The sequence below is a fragment of the Bradyrhizobium sp. Leo114 genome (genome assembly GCF_055229415.2).
The window spans coordinates 17,905-36,099 of the sequence record NZ_JBUYEN020000010.1; the positions used below are offsets into that span (position 1 = coordinate 17,905).

Annotated in this window: 27 protein-coding genes and 1 tRNA gene; 9 read left to right on the forward strand and 19 right to left on the reverse strand. The window is 63.9% G+C overall.

Annotated elements, in window-relative coordinates; translation table 11 throughout:
- The first annotated feature begins 56 nt into the window (after nucleotides 1-56).
- The 3 genes from ACZIRK_RS13895 to ACZIRK_RS13905 all read left to right on the forward strand — a co-directional run bounded on the left by ACZIRK_RS13895 (nucleotide 57) and on the right by ACZIRK_RS13905 (nucleotide 2,266).
- Nucleotides 57-1,133, forward strand: coding sequence for a flavodoxin family protein (locus ACZIRK_RS13895; RefSeq protein WP_130228746.1), 1,077 nt, complete (start codon nucleotides 57-59; stop codon nucleotides 1,131-1,133).
- Nucleotides 1,134-1,242: 109 nt separating this feature from the next.
- On the forward strand, nucleotides 1,243-1,803 hold the full coding sequence (locus tag ACZIRK_RS13900; protein ID WP_028164012.1) for a type 1 glutamine amidotransferase domain-containing protein: 561 nt from the start codon (nucleotides 1,243-1,245) through the stop codon (nucleotides 1,801-1,803).
- Between the two features lie 16 nt (nucleotides 1,804-1,819).
- Nucleotides 1,820-2,266, forward strand: a complete 447-nt coding sequence (locus ACZIRK_RS13905; protein ID WP_028164011.1) for a PPC domain-containing DNA-binding protein — start codon at nucleotides 1,820-1,822, stop codon at nucleotides 2,264-2,266.
- Between the two features lie 24 nt (nucleotides 2,267-2,290).
- On the opposite strand, the gene ACZIRK_RS13910 is transcribed toward ACZIRK_RS13905, so the two are convergent.
- The 3 genes from ACZIRK_RS13910 to ACZIRK_RS13920 form a co-directional block, all read right to left on the reverse strand.
- On the reverse strand, nucleotides 2,291-2,761 hold the full coding sequence (locus tag ACZIRK_RS13910) for a DUF6496 domain-containing protein (protein ID WP_130228745.1): 471 nt from the start codon (nucleotides 2,759-2,761) through the stop codon (nucleotides 2,291-2,293).
- Nucleotides 2,762-2,850: 89 nt separating this feature from the next.
- The gene (locus tag ACZIRK_RS13915) at nucleotides 2,851-5,301 is read right to left on the reverse strand and encodes a PAS domain-containing hybrid sensor histidine kinase/response regulator (protein ID WP_245474963.1); all 2,451 of its coding nucleotides are present in this window, start codon (nucleotides 5,299-5,301) and stop codon (nucleotides 2,851-2,853) included.
- A 70-nt stretch (nucleotides 5,302-5,371) separates the two neighbouring features.
- Entirely contained in the window at nucleotides 5,372-6,133 is a 762-nt protein-coding gene (locus ACZIRK_RS13920; RefSeq protein WP_028164008.1) for a thermonuclease family protein, read from the reverse strand.
- A 298-nt stretch (nucleotides 6,134-6,431) separates the two neighbouring features.
- On the opposite strand from ACZIRK_RS13920, the gene ACZIRK_RS13925 reads away from it, so the two are divergent.
- From ACZIRK_RS13925 to ACZIRK_RS13940, 4 genes are all read left to right on the forward strand, one after another.
- Complete coding sequence (locus tag ACZIRK_RS13925) at nucleotides 6,432-6,641, forward strand: hypothetical protein (RefSeq protein WP_028164007.1); 210 nt, start codon at nucleotides 6,432-6,434, stop codon at nucleotides 6,639-6,641.
- Between the two features lie 146 nt (nucleotides 6,642-6,787).
- Nucleotides 6,788-8,803, forward strand: a complete 2,016-nt coding sequence (locus ACZIRK_RS13930; RefSeq protein WP_463327466.1) for an acetyl-CoA carboxylase biotin carboxylase subunit — start codon at nucleotides 6,788-6,790, stop codon at nucleotides 8,801-8,803.
- A gap of 70 nt (nucleotides 8,804-8,873) precedes the next feature.
- Entirely contained in the window at nucleotides 8,874-9,740 is an 867-nt protein-coding gene (locus ACZIRK_RS13935; RefSeq protein ID WP_130226942.1) for an isocitrate lyase/PEP mutase family protein, read from the forward strand.
- A complete protein-coding gene (locus ACZIRK_RS13940) occupies nucleotides 9,737-10,036 on the forward strand; it encodes an acylphosphatase (RefSeq protein WP_130226943.1) in 300 nt (99 codons plus the stop codon). The genes ACZIRK_RS13935 and ACZIRK_RS13940 overlap by 4 nt, the downstream gene beginning before the upstream one ends.
- A gap of 6 nt (nucleotides 10,037-10,042) precedes the next feature.
- Here the strand turns inward: ACZIRK_RS13940 and lipB are convergent, their stop codons facing one another.
- Nucleotides 10,043-10,795: a lipoyl(octanoyl) transferase LipB gene (lipB, locus tag ACZIRK_RS13945; protein ID WP_130226944.1), complete on the reverse strand. Its 753-nt coding sequence runs from the start codon at nucleotides 10,793-10,795 to the stop codon at nucleotides 10,043-10,045.
- Between the two features lie 60 nt (nucleotides 10,796-10,855).
- On the opposite strand from lipB, the gene ACZIRK_RS13950 reads away from it, so the two are divergent.
- Complete coding sequence (locus ACZIRK_RS13950) at nucleotides 10,856-11,098, forward strand: FliM/FliN family flagellar motor switch protein (RefSeq protein WP_028164002.1); 243 nt, start codon at nucleotides 10,856-10,858, stop codon at nucleotides 11,096-11,098.
- A 100-nt stretch (nucleotides 11,099-11,198) separates the two neighbouring features.
- Nucleotides 11,199-11,283 (forward strand) — tRNA-Leu (locus tag ACZIRK_RS13955).
- Between the two features lie 21 nt (nucleotides 11,284-11,304).
- On the opposite strand, the gene ACZIRK_RS13960 is transcribed toward ACZIRK_RS13955, so the two are convergent.
- From ACZIRK_RS13960 to ACZIRK_RS14030, 15 genes are all read right to left on the reverse strand, one after another.
- The gene (locus ACZIRK_RS13960) at nucleotides 11,305-12,816 is read right to left on the reverse strand and encodes a hypothetical protein (RefSeq protein ID WP_463327467.1); all 1,512 of its coding nucleotides are present in this window, start codon (nucleotides 12,814-12,816) and stop codon (nucleotides 11,305-11,307) included.
- Between the two features lie 51 nt (nucleotides 12,817-12,867).
- Nucleotides 12,868-13,107 carry a hypothetical protein gene (locus ACZIRK_RS13965; protein ID WP_463327468.1) on the reverse strand — a complete coding sequence of 80 codons (240 nt, stop codon included), beginning with the start codon at nucleotides 13,105-13,107 and terminating at the stop codon, nucleotides 12,868-12,870.
- 24 nt (nucleotides 13,108-13,131) lie between these two features.
- Nucleotides 13,132-13,614, reverse strand: a complete 483-nt coding sequence (gene ssb / locus ACZIRK_RS13970; RefSeq protein ID WP_463327469.1) for a single-stranded DNA-binding protein — start codon at nucleotides 13,612-13,614, stop codon at nucleotides 13,132-13,134.
- 5 nt (nucleotides 13,615-13,619) lie between these two features.
- Complete coding sequence (locus ACZIRK_RS13975) at nucleotides 13,620-14,105, reverse strand: hypothetical protein (RefSeq protein WP_463327470.1); 486 nt, start codon at nucleotides 14,103-14,105, stop codon at nucleotides 13,620-13,622.
- On the reverse strand, nucleotides 14,102-14,305 hold the full coding sequence (locus ACZIRK_RS13980) for a hypothetical protein (RefSeq protein ID WP_463327471.1): 204 nt from the start codon (nucleotides 14,303-14,305) through the stop codon (nucleotides 14,102-14,104). Before ACZIRK_RS13980 ends, ACZIRK_RS13975 begins: the two co-directional genes overlap by 4 nt.
- Entirely contained in the window at nucleotides 14,302-14,550 is a 249-nt protein-coding gene (locus tag ACZIRK_RS13985) for a hypothetical protein (RefSeq protein ID WP_463327472.1), read from the reverse strand. Before ACZIRK_RS13985 ends, ACZIRK_RS13980 begins: the two co-directional genes overlap by 4 nt.
- Nucleotides 14,547-15,050, reverse strand: coding sequence for a metallophosphoesterase family protein (locus ACZIRK_RS13990; protein WP_463327473.1), 504 nt, complete (start codon nucleotides 15,048-15,050; stop codon nucleotides 14,547-14,549). Before ACZIRK_RS13990 ends, ACZIRK_RS13985 begins: the two co-directional genes overlap by 4 nt.
- On the reverse strand, nucleotides 15,047-15,169 hold the full coding sequence (locus ACZIRK_RS13995) for a hypothetical protein (protein ID WP_463327474.1): 123 nt from the start codon (nucleotides 15,167-15,169) through the stop codon (nucleotides 15,047-15,049). The genes ACZIRK_RS13990 and ACZIRK_RS13995 overlap by 4 nt, the downstream gene beginning before the upstream one ends.
- Nucleotides 15,166-15,630 carry a J domain-containing protein gene (locus tag ACZIRK_RS14000; RefSeq protein WP_463327475.1) on the reverse strand — a complete coding sequence of 155 codons (465 nt, stop codon included), beginning with the start codon at nucleotides 15,628-15,630 and terminating at the stop codon, nucleotides 15,166-15,168. Before ACZIRK_RS14000 ends, ACZIRK_RS13995 begins: the two co-directional genes overlap by 4 nt.
- The gene (locus tag ACZIRK_RS14005) at nucleotides 15,623-16,045 is read right to left on the reverse strand and encodes a helix-turn-helix domain-containing protein (RefSeq protein ID WP_463327476.1); all 423 of its coding nucleotides are present in this window, start codon (nucleotides 16,043-16,045) and stop codon (nucleotides 15,623-15,625) included. Before ACZIRK_RS14005 ends, ACZIRK_RS14000 begins: the two co-directional genes overlap by 8 nt.
- Nucleotides 16,045-16,233, reverse strand: a complete 189-nt coding sequence (locus ACZIRK_RS14010) for a hypothetical protein (RefSeq protein WP_463327477.1) — start codon at nucleotides 16,231-16,233, stop codon at nucleotides 16,045-16,047. Before ACZIRK_RS14010 ends, ACZIRK_RS14005 begins: the two co-directional genes overlap by 1 nt.
- Nucleotides 16,233-16,370, reverse strand: coding sequence for a hypothetical protein (locus tag ACZIRK_RS14015; RefSeq protein WP_463327478.1), 138 nt, complete (start codon nucleotides 16,368-16,370; stop codon nucleotides 16,233-16,235). Before ACZIRK_RS14015 ends, ACZIRK_RS14010 begins: the two co-directional genes overlap by 1 nt.
- Nucleotides 16,371-16,689: 319 nt before the next feature.
- Nucleotides 16,690-16,872, reverse strand: coding sequence for a hypothetical protein (locus ACZIRK_RS14020; protein ID WP_463327479.1), 183 nt, complete (start codon nucleotides 16,870-16,872; stop codon nucleotides 16,690-16,692).
- 4 nt (nucleotides 16,873-16,876) lie between these two features.
- Nucleotides 16,877-17,977, reverse strand: a complete 1,101-nt coding sequence (locus ACZIRK_RS14025; RefSeq protein ID WP_463327480.1) for an ATP-dependent DNA helicase — start codon at nucleotides 17,975-17,977, stop codon at nucleotides 16,877-16,879.
- A complete protein-coding gene (locus ACZIRK_RS14030; protein ID WP_463327481.1) occupies nucleotides 17,974-18,195 on the reverse strand; it encodes a hypothetical protein in 222 nt (73 codons plus the stop codon). Before ACZIRK_RS14030 ends, ACZIRK_RS14025 begins: the two co-directional genes overlap by 4 nt.

Below are 18,195 nucleotides of genomic sequence, written 5' to 3' on the forward strand. Positions count from 1 at the left end.
ATGTCGTGTTGTTAACGCGACATGTCATCTAACGTTCATCTACGGCGGGGTGCGACATGACGGCGCCGGACGTCCGCAAGGGGATGCCATCAGTCAAATTGCGGCGCGAGGAGTTTGCGCAACGCTACCGCAGCCGCTTCGTCGATCCGGCCTTCAGGCCGCTGCAGCGCGAGATCGATGCCATCATCGACGTGGCGTGGGATGCCTACAGTCATTCGCGCAAGTCGCCGCTGACGCGTAAAGCGGGGCCGGGCTTCGCCGATCCGGAATACGAACTGGCGGTGGATTGGCTCGCGGCGCGCGAGGCGATCCTGGCGGCGCAGCGGCGCCACGACGATGCGGCGGAGAGACCGCGCATCCTGATCATCAACGGCTCCTCACGCAGCGAGCATACCTGCCCCGGTGAAATGTCCAAGAGCTGGCGATTGGTCAAGCTCGCCGAGCCTGTGTTCGTCGAGATGGGGCTTGCCGTCGACATCCTCGATCTCTCGCGACTGGCGTCCGAGTTCGGCAAGCAAATCCATCCCTGCAAGTCCTGCGTCTCGACATCGCCTGCGCTGTGTCACTGGCCCTGCAGTTGCTATCCGAATTACGCGCTCGGCCAGACCGACGACTGGATGAACGATATCTATCCGCTATGGGTGGCGGCGCACGGCATCCTCATCGTATCGCCGGTGAATTGGTATCACGCGCCGACGGGGCTGAAAGCCATGATCGACCGGATGGTTTGTGCCGATGGCTGCAATCCCGACCCGACCTCCACCCACGGCAAACACGCGGATGAAGCCAAGGCGCTCGAGTTGAAGGGCTGGCCTTATCCGCGGCATCTCGCCGGCCGCAACTTTGGTCTCGTCGTGCACGGAGATTCCGTTGGCGCGGAAACGATGCGACGTTCGCTATCGGATTGGCTGACGGATATGGGGCTGATCCCGGTCGGCCGAACGGGTGAGCTCGACGGCTATATCGGCTACATGGAGCCTTACGCGACCTCACATCAGGCACTCGATGAGGACAAAGCGTTCCAGGAACAGACCTTGAATGTCGCGCGAGCGCTCGGCAACGCGGTGAAGCTTGCGCGTGAGGGCAAGTTGCAGGATCCGGCAGCGGGGCTCGTGCAGCCGAATCCGAAATAGCGTCAGCCTCGGTTCCGGGCGAAGCGGGGATCAATTCGCCGTTGCGCAGGAACGATGTTCGGCATTGCCGATTGGTCGGCATCTCCCATCCACTGCGACGGAGTTTCCCATGGACTTGAAAGGCAAGAAGATCGCAATCCTCGCAACCCACGGCTTCGAGCAGTCGGAACTGGAAGTGCCGCGCGACCGGCTCAAGAAGGCCGGCGCAACCGTCGACGTGATTTCGCTGGCCGCGGGCGAGATCAAGGGCTGGGACATCAAGGATTGGGGCCGGCCGGTGAAGGTCGACAAGACGCTCGACCAGGTCTCCGCGTCCGACTACGACGCGATCGTGCTGCCGGGCGGACAGATCAATCCGGACCTGCTGCGGGCCGAGCCGAAGGCGCTGAAATTCATCAAGGAGATATTCGACGCCAAGAAGGTCGTCGCGGCGGTCTGCCACGCGCCCTGGCTTCTGATCGAAACCGGCATCGCCAAGGGGCGGCGGATGACCTCGTATAAGTCGATCAAGACCGATGTGATGAATGCCGGCGCCAAGTGGGAAGACTCCCAGGTGGTGACCGACCAGGGCGTGATCACGTCCCGCAATCCCGGCGATCTCGAAGCCTTCAGTGCCAAGATCATCGAGGAGGTGAAGGAAGGCCGCCACACCCAGCGCAGCGCAGCCTGATGAAGCGAGCCAGCCGATGCAAAGCAAATTGATCTCCGACGAGCCGGGCGCGCAGGTCCATGTCGTCATCCTCGACACCGGCGAGGAAGCATTCGCGGCGCTGACAAAGTTCGCCAACGAGGCCAGGATCTCGGCGGCGACGCTGACCGCGATCGGCGCGTTCGAGAAGGCGACCGTCGGCTGGTTCGATTTCGGCTCGAAATCCTACCGGAAGATCGAGGTCAACGAGCAATGCGAGGTGCTGAGCGCGATCGGCGACGTCGCGATCGGCGATGACGGCAAGGCCAGTCTGCACGTTCACATCGTGCTCGGGCTGTCGGATGGCTCCACGCGCGGCGGCCACCTGCTCGCGGGCGTGGTGCGGCCGACGCTCGAGGTTGTGCTGACGGAAGCGCCGGCGAAGCTTCGGCGGAAGAAGAGGGCGGACCTCGGCATCGCCCTCATCGATATCGCGGCCCAATAGTGCCAATAGCAAAAGGAGACGCGCTTAGCGCACGCCGAGCGCGTTCTCCAACTGCCGCTTCGTCATTTTCGAGCGGCCTTCGATTCCGCGTTGCTGCGCCCTCGCGTAAAGCTCTCGCCGCGTATGTCCGTCGCGCTTGCGGGCGCGCGAGCGTGCCGCCTTGCGTCCGCGGGCGGTGAGCTTGCGGGCATTGCGGCCGCCCATCGCGCGGCTGCTTTCCCGCTTGCCGGAAGCCCCGACATGCGACTTGCCCTCGCGCTCCTGCTGGGCGGTACGGCCCTGCGCTTCCTTTTGTTCGGTGCGGCGCAGGTCACGACGGTTGCTGCGCTCGCTCTGGTATTTGGAGGCGCCCGCTTCCTGCAGCGCAATGGCGATCGCCTGCCGACGATTCTTGACCTTGCCGGCGCGGCCGCCACGGCCGCTCTTCAGTTCGCCATGCTTGAATTCGTGCATCACCCTGCCGGTGACGCGTCGTTGACGCGATGAGGGTGCCATCGTCTTAATCCTCCGTTTATCGGCAAGAACCGCCGACGGCGGATGTCGTTCCAACGGAGGGCAGAGGTTAAGGCCGCAGACGTTAAGGCTCAGACGGTCGAACTGATCGACCCCCGATCGACGATCGCTTTCCGTAAGATGCGCGACAGCGACTCGACCGAATAGGGTTTCTGGATCAGCTCGAATCCGCGATGCGCATTTTCGGCGAGCACGTTGCTGTATCCGCTGGTCAGGACGACCGGCAGCCCGGGATAGCGGTCGCGGATCACGCTGGCGAGCTCCACGCCGTTCATGCCGGGCATGATGACGTCGGAGAATACGAGGTCGGCGGAAAACTCGTCTTCGGACAACAGGGCAAGCGCTGCATTGGCATTCGCCACGCGTTTGACCGAGTATCCGAGATCTTCGAGCAGCTCGGTGGAGAACTGCCCGACCTCGTCATTGTCCTCCACGACCAGGACGCGGTAGCCGCGGCCCGTGGTTGCCGGCTCGCTGGCGATGGCTGCAGCGGACGCCGCATCGGCCGGTCGTGCTGCCTGCGGCAGATAGATCGTGAAGGCCGCGCCTCGTCCGAGCGTACTGACGACATCGATGTCGCCGTCGGACTGCTTGGCAAAGCCAAATGCCTGGCTCAGGCCAAGCCCGGTTCCCTTGCCGACTTCCTTGGTGGTGAAGAACGGTTCGAAGATCGATTGCAGATGATCGGGCGCGATGCCGCTGCCGCTATCGGCCATGGTGATCGCGACAAAGTCGCCGCGGCGCGCCGGCTGGGCACGCAGGGCAGGGATGCCCCGCACCTTCCGCACCGCAATGGAGAGGCGGCCTTCGCCGTCCATGGCGTCGCGGCCGTTCACCGCGAGATTGATCAGTGCGGTCTCGAATTGGGCGATGTCGGCGATCGCAAAGCAATCGGGGTCGTCGATCTCGACGTCGATCTGGATGCGCGCACCGACCAGCGGCCGGATAAGCTGGGTCACGCCCTCGACCTGCGCGCCGACATTGAAGACCTGCGGCTTCAGCGGCTGGCGGCGGGCGAACGCCAATAGCTGCGCGGTCAGCTTGGAGGCGCGCTCCACCGTCTCGGAGATCGCGTCGATGTAGCGATGACGGCGCTCTTCGGGCAGGTCGCGGCGGCGCATGAAGTCGGTCGCGGAGCGGATGATGGTCAGCAGATTGTTGAAGTCGTGGGCCACGCCGCCGGTGAGCTGGCCGACGGCTTCCATCTTCTGCGATTGCCGTAGCACCTCTTCGCCCTGGCGGCGTTCGGTGATGTCGACGGCTTCGGCCACGGCGCCAATCACAGTGCCGTGCTGGTCGCGAAGCGGCCGCATCGCGAAATCGAAATAGCGCTCGCCGACCGGAAGCCGCAGCATCATCTCGGTCTTGACGTCGTCGCCCTTCATGACCGCCATGAAGGCGTTGCGAACCAGCTTGGGCAAGTCGTCGGTCGCGACGAACCAGGGCGTTTCCCAGAACGGCTTGCCGATGGCATCACGGGCCTCGGCGCGGATGCCGGCCAGTGCCGTCCGGTTGGCATGGAGCACGTCGCCGTGCTGATTGAGCAGCACCTGATACTGGTGGCTGGTCTCGAAGATCGCGCGCATTTGCGCTTCGCTGGCTTCGAGCTGCGCGGTGCGCTCGGAGATACGCAGTTCGAGCGTTTCGTTCAGCCGGCGCAGTTCGATCTCGGCCTGCTTGGCCGCGGTGATGTCGTGGGCGACCCCGATGAAGCCGATGTGGTTGCCGGTCGGATCCCAGCGCGGTTGTGACTCCGACCTGAGCCAGCGCCATTCGCCGTCGGCGCGCAGATAGCGCGCCTCCAGCACGAAAGGCTTGAGCGAAGCTTCGCCCGCGATCGATTCCTGCACGATGCGCGACATATCGTCAGGGTGCAGCCGCTTGCGCCAGTCGAACTTGATGGCTTCTTCGAAGGGAAGGCCGAGGAAATCGATATAGGCCCGGTTGGCGAAGGAGCGGGTGCGGTCGAGTTTGGTCACCCAGATCGGAACCGGCGCGCTGTCGGCGATGAGGCGGAAGCGCTCCTCGCTTTCGCGCAGCTTTTCCTGGGCGAGCATGCGTTCGGTGATGTCGATGTGGGCGCCGACCAGACGGAGTGCGCGGCCGTCGCGGTCGCGCTCGATTTCCCCGATGACGGCGATCCACCTGACCTCACCGTCGCTCGGACGGAGGATCCGGTATTCCGCCATATAGTCTCCGCTCGTCCCGGCCAGGGCATCGAAGAAATGCCCGATCGCGCGGTCACGATCGTCGGGGTGGATGCGGTCGACCCAATCCTCGTGGGTTTCGTTCACCGCATCCGACCCCAGTCCATGGATGATCAGGTATTCCGGCGAGCGGCGGTTGCGGAAGCCCTCGCGGAAATCGACCTCGACACCGCCGACGCGGCCGATACGCTGGATCCGGGCAAGCTCCGCCTCGCGCTCCTGCAATTCGCGATGCGCGCGGTCACGTTCGCGGGCAATTTCTTCCAGATGCTGGCGCAGCCGTTCAGCGGCGACCGTCTCGGGAAGGACGTTCATAGGGTCTGGCGGCATCGGGGCGGGCGACCTCTTTCCGTAGTCTCACACAACGAAAGAGGGCTTGCCAGCATCATTTGGCCTTGGTGCCGGGCCTGCAGTTATAGGCCCTGCGGAACCCCGCCGCCTGTGCGTCATCTTCAGAGCAGAACCAGCGGTCTGGCCTGGTTAATCCAGGGTAACTGCGGCACGCCTGCAAGTGGTAGATGCCGATATCGCCGGTGACGCGGGCGCGCACGGCGAACTTACCCTTGATGTTGCAGCTTGCCGGCATGGGAAGATCTTCAGGGAAGAGCACGTCGCGGATCGCGCGATCGCGGTCGGCGGGACATGATGCGCCCAGCAGCGCGCCGTCCTGCTTGCCGCGGCGGAACTCCTGCGGGGCAACAAAGCAGCCTTTCCACATGCCCTGGCGGTCTTCCCTGGCGCGCGCCTCGTCAGGCTTGAAGCGGCCGGTGGCGGAAGCCTCGACGTTCAGGGCAAAGCCCCGCTGGACCATCACCTCGCTAAGGCTGGTCGGGTCGCCTTCGATCTTGCACACGCCGAGATGTCGTTTCTTGTAGGCCGGGTCGGGACCGAGATCGTCGCAGCGGACCTGACGATCGCCGATTAGCTTCGCCAACTGGTCGCGGGCCTCGATGCCGCAGGTCCAGCTCTCGGCATGCTCGTCGATGCACAATTGGTCGATCGGAGGCACGTCGATGCCATCGAGCCGATAGGTCACGTTGCCGAGCTGCAGCGTGCTGCCGTCCCTGACGGTAGCGTTGGCGGCGAAGCCTTGGCTCGCCGGAAGGGCTATCAGGATCAGCCCTGCGATCAATGTGCGTAATGGCATGGTCTGCATCGATGGGGTGGCGTGCGGGGGCAAAGGTTCTAGATCATGAGCCGATTGGACGGAATCGGATCATGATCTCATCTTTCTTCTTTGAGCATGATCTCCGCGCAAACGCTTCGCGTTTGTCGCGAGGGAAAACCGGTTTCCACCGGATCATGCTCTAGCACGAAGCTCCCGCGAAGCTATTCCGCGTTGGGAAAAAGCCGCCGGAACTGGTCGACAGTGACCGATCCATGGTTGACTTGTTGAGAACAAAAAGAGAACATAAGTGCTCGCCCCGCATCCCGGAAACCGCCAGATGTCCTCTCTTCCCAGTGCCAGCAGCGAGGATATCGACGGCTTAGAAGCTGCCGTGGATGAGGCGATCGCGGCCTGCGGCGGGGATATGCGGGCCACCGTCCGCGCGCTGATCGTGGCCAATGACTATCTGGAAAACGAGGTCAGCGAGCTGATGAAGGCCGTCTCTCGCGCCCATGTGCGTGGTAGATTTAATACCTATTCGGGTTGATGGCTTCGGGCGCCGGGTGCAAGCCGGCCGCCTCCATATAGACCGTTGCCTCTCCTGAGTTTTCCTGTACCACGTTAATTGAGACGCCCACCGCCCGTACCACATTGCGGGCGAAGATCCTGCCCAAACGCTCAAGCAAGAAGCACATGTTCAAACGAATCCTGATCGCCAATCGCGGCGAGATCGCCTGCCGGATCATCAAGACTGCGCGCCGTATGGGGATTGAGACAGTCGCGGTCTACTCCGAGGCTGACCGCGATGCGCTGCATGTCGAGATGGCCGATGAGGCTGTGCTGATCGGCCCGCCGGCGGCGGCGGAGAGCTATCTGGTGATCGAGAAGATCGTCGAGGCCTGCCGCAAGACCGGCGCCGAGGCCGTCCATCCCGGCTACGGCTTCCTGTCCGAACGCGAGGCGTTTCCGCGCGCGCTGAAGGAGGCCGGCATCGTCTTTATCGGCCCCAATCCTGGTGCCATCGCCGCGATGGGCGACAAGATCGAGTCCAAGAAGGCGGCCGCGAAGGCAAAGGTCTCCACCGTGCCCGGCCATCTCGGCGTCATCGAGGACGGCAAGCATGCGGTGAGGATCGCCGACGAGATCGGCTATCCCGTGATGATCAAGGCTTCCGCCGGCGGCGGCGGCAAGGGCATGCGCATCGCGCATTCGAAGGCCGAGGTCGAGGAGGGCTTCAATCTCGCCAAGGCCGAAGCGAAATCCTCTTTCGGTGACGACCGCGTCTTCGTCGAAAAATTCATCGTCGATCCCCGCCACATCGAGATCCAGGTGCTCGGCGACAAGCACGGCAATGTGATCTATCTCGGCGAACGCGAGTGCTCGATCCAGCGCCGCAACCAGAAGGTCATCGAGGAGGCGCCGTCCCCGCTGCTCGACGAGACCACGCGCCGCAAGATGGGCGAGCAGGCGGTCGCGCTGGCGAAGGCGGTGAGCTACGACTCGGCCGGCACGGTCGAGTTCGTCGCCGGCCAGGACAAGAGCTTCTACTTCCTTGAGATGAACACGCGCCTGCAGGTCGAGCATCCCGTCACCGAGCTCGTCACCGGCATTGATCTGGTCGAGCAGATGATCCGTGTCGCCGCCGGCGAACAGCTCAGCCTTACGCAGAAGGACGTGACGCTGACGGGATGGGCGGTGGAATCGCGCGTCTATGCCGAAGACCCGTTCCGCAACTTCCTGCCGTCGATTGGGCGCCTGGTGAAATATCGTCCGCCGGCCGAGAAGAGCCAGGATGGCGTCACCGTCCGCAATGACACCGGCGTGCAGGAAGGCGGCGAGATCTCGATCCATTACGATCCGATGATCGCCAAGCTGATCACGCACGCGCCGTCGCGGGCGGCGGCGATCGAGGCGCAGTCGACCGCGCTGGACGCGTTCTATGTCGATGGCATCCGCCACAACATTCCGTTCCTGTCGGCGCTGATGAACCATCCGCGCTGGCGCGAGGGAAAGCTCTCCACCGGCTTCATCGCGGAGGAATATCCGAAGGGATTTGCGGCGCGGCCGCCGGAGGGCGAGATCGCGCGACGGCTGGCGGCGGTGGCCGCGGCGATCGACCACGTGCTCGGCGAGCGCAAGAGGCAGATCTCGGGCCAGATGAATGGCCGACTGGTGCAGCGGGAGCGGCGCCGCGCGGTGTGGCTCGAGCGTGATGAGATCGCGCTCGACGTCGCGCGCGAGGCCGACGGCATCGCGGTCCGCTTCATCGGCAGCGATGGGCTGCCGGGCAATCCGCACAATCTGGTCTCGAGCTGGGTGCCGGGCGAGCCGGTGTGGCAGGGCACGATCGATGGCCAGTTCGTGGCGATGCAGGTGCGCCCGATCAACAACGGCTTCCGCCTCGCGCATCAGGGCTTTGAGGTTCCGATCTATGTCTTCACCGAAGCCGAAGCAACGTCGGCGCGTCTGATGCCGGTGGTGTCGGCCGCCGATACCGGCAAGAAGCTGTTGTGCCCTATGCCGGGACTCGTGGTGTCGATCGCAGTCAGCGAGGGGCAGGAGGTCAAGGCCGGCGAGACGCTTGCGGTCGTCGAGGCCATGAAGATGCAGAACGTGCTGCGCGCCGAACGCGACGGTACGGTGAAGAAGGTCCACGCCGCTCCCGGCGCAACGCTGGCGGTCGACGCGCTGATCCTCGAATTCGCCTAGAGCATGATCCGGAACGTGGATACCGGTTCCGCGAAAGGGTCGTGCCCAAGCTGACATAGAGAGAGCTCCCATGACCTTCCGTGCGCGACGCGAAGCACTGCGTTCGATCCTTGCGGGCACCGGCTGCGTTCGGCCAGGTTCGGTCTACGATGCGACGTCGATCCGGATTGCCGAGGATCTCGGCTTCGAGGTCGGCATGTTCGGCGGCTCCGTCGCCTCACTCGCGGTGCTCGGCGATCCCGACATCGCACTGATCACGTTGACCGAGCTTGCCGAGCAGATGCGGCGGATGTCACGGGCCTCTGCTCTCCCTGTGCTTGTCGATGCCGACCACGGCTATGGCAATGCACTGAACGTCCGCCGCACGGTGCAGGAGCTTGAGGCCGCCGGCGCCGCCGGCCTCACCATCGAGGACACCTTGCTGCCGCAGGCGTTTGGCGAGGCCAAGACGCAACTGATTCCGCTCGATGAAGGCATCGGCAAGATGAAGGCGGCGCTCGACGGCCGCGGCGATCCATCGCTCGTCATCATTGGCCGCACCGGCGCGGTGTCGATCACCGGCCTTGACGATGCAATCGCGCGAGCTAAGGCCTATGAGGCCACCGGTGTCGATGCGTTGTTCTTCACCGGCATCAAGGTCAAGGCGGAGCTGGAAGAGATCTCCGCGGCAACGACACTGCCGATCGTGCTCGGCGGTGCGCCGGAGGAGATGGCTGCGCCGGATTATCTCGCGGGCCTGCGCGTGCGGATTGCGCTGCAAGGCCATGCGCCGTTCGCAGCGGCGACGCAGGCGGTCTATGAGACGCTGAAGGCGCTGCGCGAGGGCGCGTCGCCGAAAAGCCTGAAAGGGCTGCCATCCCCGGAACTGACCGGCCGTGCGATGCGCGAGGCTGAGACGAAAGCGCGCGGCAGCGAATTTCTCGGACTGAAGAAGTGAGCGACACGATCCGTCATGTCATGATCCGCGGTCGCGTCCAGGGCGTCGGCTACCGCGCCTGGGTCGAACACCAGGCGCACCTGCGGCGGCTCGATGGCTGGGTGCGCAACCGCCGGGACGGCAGCGTCGAAGCGGTGTTCGCCGGGCCCGAGGCGGTCGTGTCGGGAATGATCGCCGAGTGCCGGCGCGGGCCGACCGCAGCACGCGTCGATGCCGTGCAAGACGAGGCCGGCCGCCCCGATCTGCTCAACCTGCGCGAGGCAGGGGAGGCTTTCTCGGTGCTGGCGACGGTGTAGGTGCGATCATGTGAGGTCGTGCGCGGCCCCGTGCTGAATCGTCTCCAGCAGTCGCGCTTGAGTTTCGCCGAACACCTCGGCAAAGGCCTGCCGGAGCGCGACGTCGACATCGGTGAGCGTCACCGGCAGGCCGAGATCGACCAGTGACGTGACGCCGTAGCGTGGGTCGACCACGCCGCAGGGCACGATCGCGGAGAAGTGCGCCAGATTCGGCTCGACGTTGATCGCGATGCCGTGAAACGAGACCCAGCGCTTCAGCCGGACCCCGATCGCTGCGATCTTGTCCTCGAATCCTGATCCCTTGTCCGGCCGCTTGACCCAAACGCCGACGCGGTCCTCGCGGCGCTCGCCGCGGACATTGAAGGCGGCAAGGGTGCGGATGATCCATTGCTCCAGCGAGGCGACATAGGCGCGCACATCCGGCCGGCGCCGCTTCAGGTCCAGCATCACATAGGCCACTCGCTGGCCCGGGCCGTGATAAGTGATCTGACCGCCGCGCCCGGTCTGGAATATCGGGAAGCGCGCCTCCAGGAGGTCGCCGGCCTTGCCGCTGGTGCCGGAGGTGTAGAGCGGGGGATGCTCCAGGAACCAGACCAGTTCGGGCGCTTTCCCGGCGGCGATATCGGCGACGCGTGATTCCATCGCGGCGACAGCGTCAGGGTAGGGCACCGGGGCATCCGAAATCCGCCATTCCACGGCTTCGCCGCCGTCTGGGTGCGCGAAAATCGTCAAATCAAGGTCTTGGCGGACATTAACCATTGGCTAACCATCACGTGGTCAGGTGGAACCACAATCTAATCCCGGTTTGGCGGTTCAAAAGTGCCTACCCTCGATAAAGTCAGTGTCGATCTCATGGTGGTGCTCGGCACCACTACCATGCCCATCCACCAGGTCATGCGGCTTTCCCGCGGTGCCATCATAGAACTGGATGCCACCGAGGCCGACGAGGTGAAGATCCTCGCCAACAACCTGCCGATCGCCAGCGGCGTGGTGCTGGTCGACCGCAACCGGATCGCGGTCGAGGTCAAGCAAATGCTGCCGAAATCCCCGGATGTTAGGTAGTTGATAGGCCACTTATCGGCTTGTCCCCCACCTTCCGATTTGTTACATCCCGCGCCGTCGATCCGGCGGCGCGCCCTTTAGGTTCCCTCCGGCATCCCAAGCGCTCGTGGCGGAATTGGTAGACGCGCTGCCTTGAGGTGGCAGTGAGTAAAATCGTGGGGGTTCGAGTCCCTCCGAGCGCACCACCCCCACGATTCGCATTGAAATCATTCAGCTTTTTTCGGAAAGTTACTCCGATTTGAGGGAATGATTACTACTTTGTTCTCCATTCCTGTTCCCAGTCCGTTCGTGAGTGACAGCAGGTCCGACCCTGTGGATTGGTCATAGGCCACGATCCGCTCCATCCCCGTCATGCCGAGCTTTTCCCGCCTTGCCTTGGCGATGTAGTGCGCCGGCATCTTCGGGTCGGTCCAACCGAACATCGCCATCATCTGGGCCTCGGTGCATTCGGCATAGGCCGCGACCTCGGCCCGCGCTTTCCGCACCCCATGACAGTTCTTCTTGGGCTGGTTGACGCCGGCCAGGATCGCGTAGGTCTTGAACTTCTTGGCCCACGACTTCTTGCCGATCGGCAGCGTCTTGCCCTTCACGGTCTTGCCGGTGAAGGTCTCCTCGCCGAGGATGCCGGCGGCGCGTGCGGCGCGCAGGCTGGCGGCGAAATCCGGATGCACCGGCACCGTGACGGTGGTGCGGCCCTGGCTCTTCTCGGTCGCGATCTGCACCACCGTCTGCCGCACCATGGGCTGCAGGTGCTTCGGCCCGAACTGCGCCGCGTCGCCGACGCGCAGGAAGGTGTAGTGCAGGATGTCGAACATCAGCCGCGCCATGGTACCGAGCGGCCACCTCTGGCGGAATTTGGCCATGTCTTCGTCGGTCCACGGCACCCAGCCGCCGCTCTCGCGGGAGGCGCGCGACTTGCCGGATTTGAGCCCGACGGTCGGGTCGTCCTCCTCCTTCAGGTGACCAGCGTCGATCATCCAGCGGATAATCGCGCGCAGGGCTGAGAGCAGGTTGCCGGCCTGGGTCGGCGTGCGCAACTTCATCTCGGTGCGGACCACATCCCTGGTCAGCAGCGAAAACGGCTTTTCGCCGTTCTCCTCCAGCAGGCTTTCGATCAGGCCGGTGCGCTGCGTGCGCGTCGACTCCGAGAAGCCGCGCAGGCCCAGCTGCTCGCAGCCGAGCCAGTGATCGGACGCCTTGTAGAGTACCCAGTACCAGCGCAGCGTGCCCTCGACGGGCGGCGTCGTGATGATCTTGCGAGGAGCGGCGCGCTGCTTCTGCGCCCGCACATAGTCGGTCTCGTTGCCATAGAGCGAGATTTGTTCGACGATCGCTTTCTCGACATCGCGGTTGAAGGCCTCGCTGCCGTATTCGCCCCTGATGCGGATCTTCGGCAGCTTGTCGCGCAGCTGCACGTAGTAACGCAGCTGTCCGCGGTGAGAGACATCGGCGTGAAGATAGCGCCGTTCCGGCTGGCCATCGTGACGCTCGAATTCCAGACGTCGCATTTGTACAGTTCCTCCGAGTGCTTTGACTGCCGCCTCGAAAGCCGCATCGAACTCGGGTGTACCGTACTGTTCGGCAATGCCGATCCTGCGGCCCTTGCGACTGAGCCTGACGTACCAGCGCAGCTTTCGCTGCGGCGCGGAGCGGTCGAAGTACAGGTGCATCCGCGCATCATCGGCGCGGCGGGGGCAGTCGGGGTTGGGATCGCGCATCGGGGATTTTCCCTGCCAATGCGCAAGTGGTGGCTGAAATTTCCCCCGCTATCAATGGTCGCCGGCGCGGCGCAAAGCCTTGCTCGGGGCGGAAAAAGTCCATTCAACGCCGTGAGAATCGGGATTATTTCCCTCCGCTTCCTCACCGAGGGGGAGGGCTTCCGCGCGCTCGAAAAACACGTGGACGCTGCCATCAGCGCGCACCTCGGCGTAGGCCGCGCCGGCGTGTTTGGCGGCGCGCAGCACGCGCTCGATATCGGTGGAGTTGATGGCAGACGGCCGGCGCGGCATCTTCGACTCGCTCGATACGGGCGGTCACCGGAACTCCGGAGAAAACGGGATTTCATCGTCCATGTCGTTGCGGGCCGACGGCTTGCCACGGCTTCCGTTGCCATAGTCATTGCGCGAGCGCGTGGTGCCGTAGTCGCTCTCGTCGAGTGTCGGCCTCCCGCCGCCTTCGCTCTTGTCGAGCAGCGTGATCTCGCCACGGTAAGCCGACAGCACGACCTCGGTGTTGTAGTGCGTCACCCCGTCCTTTTCGTATTTTCTGGTCGCCATAGACCCTTCGACGTAGAGCTTGGAGCCTTTCTTGACGTACTGCTCCACAACCTTGGCAAGGTTCTCGTTGAACACGACGATGTTGTGCCATTCGGTTTTCTCTTTGCGCTCGCCGGTGTCCTTGTCCCTCCAGCGCTCGCTGGTGGCGATGGAGAAGCGCGCGATCTTGCGGCCGTCGCCAGAGGTGTGCATCACCGGGTCTTTGCCGACGTTGCCGAGGAGAATGACTTTGTTCACCATGACGGTTAGTCCTTTCGAATGACGGTGTCGCGATCGATGACGATGGGGCGCTGGCGACTTTCCTGCGTGACGCGATTGACCCATTCAGTCAGATCAGGCTTCGGTTGCGGCCACTGCCAGAACACCTCGCCATCGATCGCCAGCTGCGGGCGCTCAAGCAGGCCCGCTTGCATCATGCCCTCGGCCTCGGCGGCGCTGCCGATCCAGACCGGCGCGGCCTCGTAAACAAGGTCGCAGGTCTTGCCAGCCTCATCATTGGCATAGAGCGCGGCCGGTCCGGCATAGAGCCGGCTGTTGAGCGCGAAATAGCCCAGCGTGTCGATTGGTGCGAACAGGCTGTCCTCGTCGACCACGATATTGAGACCAAGCCAGACCGTGCCGTGATCGGTTCTGCCAGGATTGAGACCGGCAACGCGCTGAGCGACGCGAAGATCGATGACATCGACGAGCTTGGTGGCGCGCGCCTTCGGATCAATGATCTCGAACTTCATGGCTTTGCGTCCTTGATTTCGATCTTGCCGTCCAGGAGCTTGGCGGCCTGCTCCACGATGGACTTGCGCTGGTCTGCGGTGATCTCGGTCGAGATGCCGATCATCGCCAGTTGGCCGAACGCCCGGCCCGTGGGGTCGACCAGCAGCACGGCATTGCCGACGATCGAGGAGTAGGGACCGGCTTGAGCTTTGAGCTTCATGACTGCTCCTCTTTGTGCGGCTCGACGTAGAGCATGACGGGCGGCTGGCCGCCGACGACGCGCAGGATCACCGGACTGCCCTCGTTGAGGGCCTTCAGCTCGTCCGGCGTCGGCTCCCATGCGCTCTCCCAGAGATTGCCGGTCTGCCGGCAAGCGAGATGGACGCACGGGCCGTCCTTGTCGGGGTCCCAGCCCTCGGGGGCACCGAGATAGTGAGTCGAGCCCTTGATGCGCTGGGGGATCATTGGCTCACCACGCGCTGCGCCATCGAGATGGCGTCGGAGAGCTTGATCGGCTCGAAGTTGTGGCAATCCACGCCGACATCGAGCCGGCCGGTGACCTTGCGCGAGCGGCCGTGGCTGTGGCCGTGCAGCATCACCGCGCCGCGGGTCATGCCGTTCCAATCTTCGATCGGGTAGTGGAACAGGACCACGCGCTGGTTGTTCTCGCCGGTCTTGAATTCCTTGTATTTGGTTGTGCTCTGCCACGTCAGGCCTTTGGCGCCTTTATTGTCGTGGTTGCCGATGACGAGGTGCTTGTTGCCCGGCAGCTGATGGAAGATGGACGCGCCGTCACCGAAGGCGAAGTCGCCGAGGTGGATGACGTCATCATCAGGCTTGATCAGCCGGGTCCAGCGCTGGATCATCTGAATGTTCATCGCGGTGATCGACTCGAACGGCCGGTTGCAGAGCGTGATGATGTTTTGGTGGTCGAAATGGCTGTCAGCGGTAACCCAGGTCGTCATTCGGTGATCTCCTGAAGGGCGCTCAGTCGCGCCTTGTTGAGGTCGGCCATGGCTTCGGCCGATCCGCCGGCGTCGGGATGACGCCGCTTTGCCAGCTGCTTGAAGATTGTCTCGATCATTTCGCGGTTGACATCGGAGGTCGGCTCGAGCCCAGCACTTCGCGCCAGTGCTTACCCTTGGGCGAGGGCAGGGCCTTGAAGCCCTGGAAGGTGGCGCGCACGAGCGCCAGTGTGCCGTGGCGCAGCTCGGTGCGCCTGGCTTCAAGGATGTGATGGGCGGCTTGCAGGTTTGCTTCCACGGTCTGGTAGCGATCGACCGGGATTGCGATCGAGGTATCCTCCCAGACGAACCAGCAGCAGATGCCGGGGTCGGCAGGACGCTGCGCGCCGAGCGTCACGTTGGAGGACAGCACCACGTGCTCGATCTTCTTGCCGCTCTCTTTGGCGAACAGGCGCAGCGAGGTCTCGACGTTCTCCAGCGCCTTGGCCAGCGTGGTCGAGAACCGGCTCTTTTCGCGGTTCTTGGTCCGCGGAAAGCCCTCCGGCCACTGCAGGGGAAAGGCTTGTGCTCGCTTATCCATGGCCCTGGCGTTCCTTGAATCTGTGAAAATCGTTGCCGGCGTAGGGGATCGGGTAGCGCCGCCGGCGAGGCCGCTCGGCCTTAGCCTTGGGCTGCCGTTTCGGCAGCGGGGGTCCGAAATAGCAGTGCTTGCAGCCGCGATGGTGCAGGTGCTTGATCCTGGGCCGGTGCCATTTCAAATGCGGCGGGCGCTTGTGCTGCAATCGGCCGAGATAGAACAGGATGGTCGTGTGGTCGTGGCCAAGGATCGCGGCGATCTGGTTTGACGAATACTTGCAGCTGGCCTTGATGCGACGTGTGACTTCAATACGCGCTTGCACCACGCGCGGGCTGCGGCATGGCGCGGTGATACGCTCCACCGGCACCGCAAACTCGCTCGCAACCGTCTCGATGATCGCACGGACCGTCGAATTCATCACGCCGGCTCCGCCGTGGCGTCGACGACCTGCGCGTCCTCGACCTGCGTGGTGCAGTAGTGACAGAGCGTGACCGGGCCACCCATCTTGTCCATGGCGGCCTCGACCGCCTGCTCGGGCGTGTCGGCGGTGAACTTGCCGAGATATTTGGTGCCGATGACTTGGCCGTAGACGTGATACTCGCCCATCAGGACAACCTCTTCCCATAGTGAAATTCGAGCACCGCGCGCCGTGCGGCCGCGTGATCCCCGGACAGTCGCCACAGGGCCGTGGCGAGCGCGAACGGGTTGATGTTCAAGCGCTCCCAGAACACGATCTCGTTCATGGCGTGCTGCCCTCGCTTGGGGTCGCGATGGCAGTCGGAGCAGAGTGGGTTGGACCATTGATCGTCCGGCTTCTCGCCCATGCCTGTGTGCTTGCCGTAGGCCGGGTTGGATGCGCGAAGATGGGCGGCCTCGCCCGCCGGCTCCCTCAAGCATGAGGCGCAAGGAAGCCGGCGAACGAACGCCAAGTGCCGCTCCGACCGAACGCGCGGTCGACGCTGATTAGCCTCACCCAAGAGGCGAGGGCGTCTCTTGGGTTGTCGGGAGGATTTCAGCAGTGATCCCGGAGGCGCCGGGGGAGCGACACGAGCCATGTTAATTTTAGCCAGCGAATTTGAGGGCGATGGCGCCGAGGATGGAGGCGAAGATCCACGTCAGGGCGAACACCGGGAAAAACTGCGGGGTTTCCTTCGGCACGCGAAGGCAGCGCTTCAAGGCGCCGCAGCCGATCGCGAACATGAACAGCGCGACACAGGCAATCGGGGAGGCAACCACGTACCACATCACATCACATCACCACTGTTACGCGCTCAGCGGCGCGGGTCAGCCCGGTGTAGAGGTGACGGCGCGCGTCCTCGCGAAACACCGAACTCTGGTCGAACAGCATCACGCTGCCCCACTGTGAGCCCTGCGATTTGTGGACGGTCAGCGCGTAGCCATAGTCGAACTCGTCCGATTCCCGGCGCACCTCGCGCGCCAGCTCGCCCTCGCGACCCTGGAAGAAGTAGGGATGCACCTGCGCCAGGACGTCGCTCTTGGTGACACCGGCGTCCTCGGGAAGCAGCACCATCTCGATGACGTTGCTGCGCATCTTTAAGACATCACCGACGCTCCAGATGCCGCCGTTGAGCAGGCCCTTCTCGCGGTTGTTGCGCAGGCAGACCAGCCGGTCGCCCGGCAGCGGCAGGCCTGAGTCCTTGCCCTTGATGGCGCGGATGCGCTCGTTGTACATGCGCCGCGTCTTGTTCATGCCGACCAGCACCTGATCGTGCGCGATCACGTCGTCGGCGTTGATGTCCTCGCGGCAGACGATGCGGCTGTCGCCGAATGAGCCATAGTCGAGGCGTTCGCCGCCGCGGACCTTCATCGACAGGTGGATGATCGGGTTCTCCCGGGCCTGCCGGTGCACCTCGGTCAGCATCATGTCGGGCTTCTGGTTGGTGAAGAAACCGGCGCCCTTGACCGGTGGCAGCTGCGCCGGGTCGCCGAGCACCAAGACCTTGGTACCGAAGCTGAGCAGATCGCGGCCAAGCTCCTCGTCGACCATCGAGCACTCGTCGATGATCACCAGCTTGGCGTCCTTGACCGGGCTGTCCTTGTCGAGAACGAAGCGCGGCTGGCCGCCGACCTCGTCCTGCAGCTTGTAGATCATGCTGTGGATGGTCGAGGCCCCGACGCAGCCCTTGGAGCGCAGCACCAGCGCCGCCTTGCCGGTGAAGGCGCCGAACCTGACGCGGCCCTTGACCTGCTCGCGGAACTCGCGGGCCAAGGTGGTCTTGCCGGTTCCGGCGAAGCCGAACAGCCTGAACACCTGATTGGCTTTCTTGTCCTTGATCCAGCTGGAGACGGCCTTGAGCGCCGCCTCCTGCTGCGGAGACCAGCTTGTCATTGACGGATCGGCCTGATTTTTTGCGCGGCGATGTTGAGAGCCGAGACGATCTGGCTGGCCCATTCGCGATCGACGACGGAGGCGATGGTCTGCCGATTGACGTAATCCATATCGATGGCGAACCGCTTTTCGTCGGTGTCGCCCGGGACGATCAGGTAGAAATTCTCGGTGGGCTCGCCCTGAACCGAGCCGGAGACGACGATGGCCTTGACCTGCAT